The sequence below is a fragment of the Mycobacterium sp. UM_Kg27 genome, from assembly GCF_000972905.1.
In the GTDB taxonomy this organism is placed as follows: Bacteria; Actinomycetota; Actinomycetes; order Mycobacteriales; family Mycobacteriaceae; genus Mycobacterium.
Genome location: NZ_JRMM01000196.1, coordinates 1 through 5,669, shown reverse-complemented (window position 1 = coordinate 5,669; position 5,669 = coordinate 1). Strand labels below are relative to the sequence as shown.

Here is a 5,669-nt window from a genome sequence, read left to right as displayed (position 1 = left end):
GTGTATAAGAGACAGGGCGGCGCCGGTGGCCTCGGCTTGCCCGGGCGTACCGGTGGTACCGGCGGCGAGGGCGGCCAGGGCGGCGACGGCGGAGTCGGCGGCGCGGCCGGCCAGGGCGGTGCCGGTGGTGTCGCACTGGGCGAAGGAAAGTCCGGCGAACACGGCGCCGGCGGCTTCGGCGGCAAGGGCGGTACCGGCGGTAAGGCCGGTGTCGGTGGCAACGGCGGCGCCGGTGGCGCAGGCTACAACGGCCTGGCCGGTCAGGGCACTGGCGGTGGCGGTACCGGTGGCTCCGGCGGTGACGGTGGCCAGGGCGGCACCGGTGGCCAAGGCGGCCTCAACGCCGATGGCACCACCGCACAAGGCGGCTCCGGTGGCATGGGCGGCAAGGGCGGCAACGGCGTCAACGGTGCCTCCAAGCCCAGCAAGTCCAACTGGGCGGGCAGTGGCGGTAGCGGCGGTCGAGGTGGTACCGGTGGCACCAACGGTGACGGCGTCGCCGGTAACTCCGGAGCCAATGGTGTCAACGGCGGCAAGGCCAACGGTGGCACCATCGGTCAGGGCGGTGCCGGTGGCGCTGGGGGCACAGGCGCACCGTAACCCAGCGCGTACCTACGAATCCCCGGTCCGACACTTCGGTGTCGGGTCCGGGGATTCGTACGTTTGTTGCTGGCCCAACGTATTTCAACAAAAAGGTCGGTGACAGAAGCTTCTGTCACCGACCCATCTGCCGACGCGGCTATGGCTTGTCTTGATGACTCCGCGGCAGGTCTTCCGGGCTCCGCAGCCAGGCGAACAGTGCGATGTGCTGATCCCACTTGGCCATGTAGTGCTCGCCGAGGAACTGTCCCCCCCGTCGCTCCCAGAACCGGCGTCCGTACGAGCCGTCGCCCGCGTTGGTGTCGCCGATGATTCGGCGGCACTCCGGTTCGATCTCGAACACGCTCTCCACGAACCCGCGGAACATGATCGCGCCGTGACCGTGCTCGACCATGTCGATCTCAGCGATCGCGGCGTGCAAACCGACGTCATAGGGATGGGCGTCATAAATCGTGGCGAGGTCATCTTGGGCAACCCGGAACAACTCCATGTAGCCCATCGGCCGCCCGTTCATGTTGAAGACATAGGGCCGGGAGTAGTTGCCCGCGAACTGGATGTCCAAGTGCCGCTGCCATTGGTCTGCCGGATAGGCGTAGCCCCACGTGTCAGCCAGATGCGGCCGATTCATCCACTCGGAGATCATCTCGGCGTCGCCGGGCTGGTCGGCGAAACGCACGCTGTACGGCTCTGGGAACTTCGGCAGCGGAGGCGGCGGAACCGAGAGGATGTAGTCGCTCAGACCAACCCGTTGCCGCGGCATCTGCGCACTCATAGCGCACCCGAATCCGTTGTAGCCGCTCCGGTTTCGGTAACCATGAACATTCCTCCTGGAAATCCGTTGACGGCGGCGCCGCCAACAATTGGCACGCCAATGATGCTACGTTGCCGGACGAAGATCAGCGCCGAATATGTGCTCTGGCGCCTGAAAGAGTGGCTGGGTTTTCAGGCCGATGCCACCACGCACGTTCGGCGCCTAAAGCGTCAGCACAACCTTTCCGGTCACCTCACCCGAGGACAGCAACCGATGCGCTTCGGCCGCCTGCTCGATAGGCAGCCGAGCCCCGATCACCGGCTTGATCTGACCGGTGCCGATCATCGGCCAGAGGTCGGTGGTCACCGCGGCGACCACCGCGCCCTTACTCTGGGGCCCCTCCACTGGCCGCCCACGTAGGGCCGTACCGATCACCCGGGCACGTTTGGAGATCAGTTTGCCCAAGTTGAGTTCGCCCTTCACCCCGCCTTGCATCCCGATCACCACCAACCGGCCGTCGTTGGCCAGCGCGTCGATGTTGCGGTCCAGGTAGGCGGCCCCCATGATGTCCAGAATCACGTCGGCACCGCCGGCCTCGCGCACTCGCGCCACGAAGTCGTCGTCGTGATAGTTGACGGCGATCTCGGCACCCAGTTCGCGGCAGAACGCCAGCTTGGCCTCTGAACCGGCGGTGACGGCCACCCAGGCCCCGAGTTGGCGTGCCACCTGAATAGCGTGGCTGCCCACCCCGCTGGCGCCACCGTGCACCAGCAGGAGCTGGCCCTCCGACAGGCCGGCCGTGAGTACCAGGTTCGACCAGACCGTGCAGGCCACCTCGGGCAGGCCGGCAGCATCCACCAGGTCGACACCGTCGGGGATCGGCAATACCTGGGGGGCGGGAACCGCGACGTACTCGGCATAGCCGCCACCGGCCAGTAGGGCGCAGACCTGTTGTCCGGCGGTCCAATCCGATACTTCGTCGCCCACCGCCGCGATAACGCCGGAGGCCTCCAGGCCTAGCGTTTCGCTGGCCCCCGGTGGGGGTGGGTACAGCCCTGCAGCCTGCAGCAGATCGGCCCGGTTCACCCCGGCCGCGGCTACTCGAATCAGCACCTCGCCCGCAGCCGGCGCGATGTCAGGGACCTCTCGCCAGGTGAGGACGTCGGGGGACTCGGCGACGATGGCACGCATGTCGGACACGCTACTACCGGGCCGAGGTGGGCCACGTGTATCGGATTGGCCGGGGTACGATTTTCCGCGGTGGCGTGGCAGAGCGGCCTAATGCACTCGCCTTGAAAGCGAGAGACGGCTAACACCGTCCGGGGGTTCAAATCCCTCCGCCACCGCCATGTGATGAGTCGGGTCATGGGTTACACATGAGTCGCGTCATCGTTACGGATTGCCCCGGCTTTTGCCGGGTTTTTCTGTTTGTTGGGCCAGTAGTGGTGGTCGGGGTCGATGTGGTGGCTGGCGATGATGTGGTGGCCGGTTTTGGTGATGACGGTGACGGTGGTGGCGGTGACCAGGATGAGTGCGGGTGTGCTGGCGTGGCCGCGGCCGATGCCGAGGTGGTGTAGGCGGCTGCCGTGGCGCAGGGTGAGTTTGCCGTAGTGGTCGACGATGTCGCTGCGTAGCCGGATGGCGGTGCTGGGTTGGTTGCCGGGGGTGGCTTTGGGGCGGGCGAGGTAGGCCTGCTCTAAGAGGTGGTGCGGGTGGGCGCGGTGTGGGCGCTCGGTGTTGTAGACGGTGAGGAATTGGCCGAACCGTTGTCGGTCAAAGTTGCTGCGGGAACCCGAATTCGAGGCTGGTTGCGGTGAAGGTGTCGACGACGTCGGGTCCACCGACGCGGTGGTGGGCGGTGCACGCGAGGAGGTAGCGGGAGTGGTCGTCGAGCCAGTTGAGGATTTCGGTGTCGGTGCCATCAGCGAGGCTCCAGTGGGTGAAGTCTGATTGCCAGCATTCGTTGGGTTGTTCGGCGGCGAACCGGTGATATGCGCTGCGGGGGCGTATGCGGGGTTGGGGGGATCAGGCCGTGGTGGTGCAGGATGCGCCGGATGGTGGAAGTCGATGGCACCGGTAGGTGTTGGCGGGCCAGGTGGTCTTGCAGGGTGAGGGGGCCGGCGTCGAGGCCTTCGGCGGTGAGTTTTTCGCGGCGTAGGACGACGGCGGCGATGACGTCATCGGAGGTTCTGCGGGGGTTGCTGGCCGGGCGTCGGGAGCGGGGTTCGAGGGCGTCGAGGCCCCCGGTTCGGTAGCGGGCCAGCAGTCGGTAGAGGTGTTGGCGCCAGATCCCGTAGGTGCGGGCTGCGGCGGTCACCGACAGGTTTCCGCTGAGGACTTCCAGGACGGCCACACGCGTTTTGGACCTGACCCAGGACTGTCACCTATGACGCGACTCATCGACCAGCGTAGTGATCAGATGCTTCAAGCGGGTCGGTCCACGTCAGTGGAGTAATGTTGCGAAATGCGGTTGACTTGACGTATGCCGCCTCCGCCGTCTCGTCGCCGAACCGCCAGTGACCTTCCCGGCCTCGACATCGCCGAACAGCGATCGTGGCAGAACTACCTGCATGCGGCGCTGAGGTTTCATGCCGCGATGGACCGCTGGCTCACCGAGGCCCATCAGCTGTCGCTCATCGACATGCGGGTGCTGGACATCCTTGGCGATTCCGATAACGGCGCCGTGCGGATGGGTGACTTGGCGGCTGCTCTGGCGGCCAATGCGCATCACATGACCAAGCGGATTCATCGGCTTCAGGAGCGTGGCCTGGTGCGAAGAGAGCAGAATCCCAAGGATCGCCGTGGGGTGGTGGCTAGGATCACCGACGCGGGTCGACGTGTGGCGGCGGACGCCGGCCTCGACTACGCGCGGGGGGTTAAGACCTACCTCATCAGCCCGTTGTCGCGGCGTCAGCTTGCCACCCTTGAGGAGAACTGTCGCCGGATCAACGTGGGTTTGGATCGTTCCGGCTCGATGCTGTTCGTCTCGCGAGCTTCGCGCGACGAGCCGCCCAGCAAACCGAACTGATCCGCTGAAAGCGTGTTCCGGCGGCGTGCAGTTGCAGCATTGGGCAGCCTCGCCAGGGCGATTGGGCGACCGTGGCTTTGAGGCTGCGATGATCGTCGGGCGGGCCGCGCATCGTTCCAGCAGTGACGGGAACGTCGAGCCCGCCCGGCCACTCGTTGACCACTACCGACAGGCCCGCCTTGCCCCAACAACTCGCGAGAGCGGGTCGTGGCCGGTCGGCATCAGGCCTGAAACTCCACCGCATGCAAGACTTCGCCGCGTGTTGGTTGTGGGCGGTATTCATCGGCGCTTGGATGGCTGCGCCGTTGGTGCAACTGGCGTAAAGCGGTTTTGCTCGTGAAGCCCTCGATGGAGCCGACGGAACTCTAGCGCGGTCCACTGTTACACGTTCTATTACTAGGATATGCAGCTAATCACCGTGTAAGATATAAATGTCATTATTCAGCAGGTATACTGGATATGACCGACTACAGCTATGCTGAAGGGCCGCTAGAACGAGTTCTCATTGTTACCGGCGAGTTAGTTTCCGCTTGAACCAACGACGTAGCATCTCGAAGTTTGCTGCACTGAGCGCAAAACACCTCAGAGCAGCGCAGATGATAGTCCGGCGGACATAGCGGGCCGCTGGGGAATGGCACTCATGTGAGCGACGTGATGAGGTCCGCCGCGATTTCCGCGGCCTTTCTTGGCCGCAGTTCGGTACCGTCGCCCGCCGTGGAGGAGACGGGTGCAAGACCACCGAAGATGTGGCTGCAGGGGCTCGATGAGATCGAGCAAAGTGCCTGGCAACAGTTTGTGGAGTCATCGATGGGTGTGTTGGCTGAGCTGAATCAGGCTCTGGCCAGCCGGCATCAGCTCGACCTGTTCGAGCTACGGTTACTGGACGTACTCGCCAAATCCGACAGGGGGTCCGCCCGCATGAGCGAACTCGCCGAGCTTTTGATGCTGCGCCGCAGCAGGGTGACATGGCTCGCCCGCCGATTGGAGACGCGGGGGCTCCTCCGTCGCGCTCGCATCACGGGCGACGGTCGCGGAGTACGGGCCGAGATCACCGCCGACGGCCGGACGCGAGCGGCGGCGGCCCGCAGGACCTACGCGCAAGAGATTCGCAGGCTGTACGTGAACCAAATGTCTCGCCAGCAAATGCTCGCACTGGGCGCAAGTTGCCATCAGATCACTGCTTCGTTGCCGTTGCCTTTGCCGGGTAAGTCCCCTGGGGTGGTGGGGTTTCGGGACCGGGGTTGAACTGGGCGGACACGTTCGGGGTGTGTCGTTGCCGGTGTTGGGGTG

Annotated in this window: 4 protein-coding genes, 1 tRNA gene and 2 pseudogenes; 4 read left to right on the top strand and 3 right to left on the bottom strand. The window is 65.1% G+C overall.

Annotation, left to right across the window (positions count from 1 at the left end; all coding sequences use genetic code 11):
• Positions 1–600 (top strand): annotated as a pseudogene (locus LI94_RS23970) (hypothetical protein); the annotation flags it as partial.
• 139 nt (positions 601–739) lie between these two features.
• Here the strand turns inward: LI94_RS23970 and LI94_RS20010 are convergent.
• Both LI94_RS20010 and LI94_RS20005 read right to left on the bottom strand, forming a co-directional pair.
• Positions 740–1,372 (bottom strand): GNAT family N-acetyltransferase, encoded by a 633-nt coding sequence (locus LI94_RS20010; protein ID WP_046302302.1) that lies wholly within the window; start codon positions 1,370–1,372, stop codon positions 740–742.
• A gap of 201 nt (positions 1,373–1,573) precedes the next feature.
• A complete protein-coding gene (locus LI94_RS20005) occupies positions 1,574–2,542 on the bottom strand; it encodes an NAD(P)H-quinone oxidoreductase (protein WP_036458567.1) in 969 nt (322 codons plus the stop codon).
• A 68-nt stretch (positions 2,543–2,610) separates the two neighbouring features.
• Between LI94_RS20005 and LI94_RS20000 the strand changes: the two genes are divergently transcribed.
• Positions 2,611–2,700 (top strand) — tRNA-Ser (locus LI94_RS20000).
• A 21-nt stretch (positions 2,701–2,721) separates the two neighbouring features.
• Here LI94_RS20000 and LI94_RS22570 read toward each other — a convergent pair.
• A pseudogene (locus LI94_RS22570) lies at positions 2,722–3,704 on the bottom strand (helix-turn-helix domain-containing protein).
• A gap of 129 nt (positions 3,705–3,833) precedes the next feature.
• Here LI94_RS22570 and LI94_RS19985 point away from each other — a divergent pair.
• Together LI94_RS19985 and LI94_RS19980 are read left to right on the top strand one after the other, a co-directional pair.
• Positions 3,834–4,379, top strand: coding sequence for a MarR family winged helix-turn-helix transcriptional regulator (locus tag LI94_RS19985; protein ID WP_024443594.1), 546 nt, complete (start codon positions 3,834–3,836; stop codon positions 4,377–4,379).
• Between the two features lie 642 nt (positions 4,380–5,021).
• Positions 5,022–5,624 carry a MarR family transcriptional regulator gene (locus LI94_RS19980; protein ID WP_082105833.1) on the top strand — a complete coding sequence of 201 codons (603 nt, stop codon included), beginning with the start codon at positions 5,022–5,024 and terminating at the stop codon, positions 5,622–5,624.
• Positions 5,625–5,669 lie beyond the last annotated feature (45 nt).

What these genes read in the sequence shown, in the direction of transcription:
- LI94_RS20010 (WP_046302302.1), bottom strand. Translation starts at nt 1,372, where the DNA reads ATGAGTGCGCAGATGCCGCGGCAACGGGTTGGTCTGAGCGACTACATC.
- LI94_RS20005 (WP_036458567.1), bottom strand. Translation starts at nt 2,542, where the DNA reads ATGCGTGCCATCGTCGCCGAGTCCCCCGACGTCCTCACCTGGCGAGAG.
- LI94_RS19985 (WP_024443594.1), top strand. Translation starts at nt 3,834, where the DNA reads ATGCCGCCTCCGCCGTCTCGTCGCCGAACCGCCAGTGACCTTCCCGGC.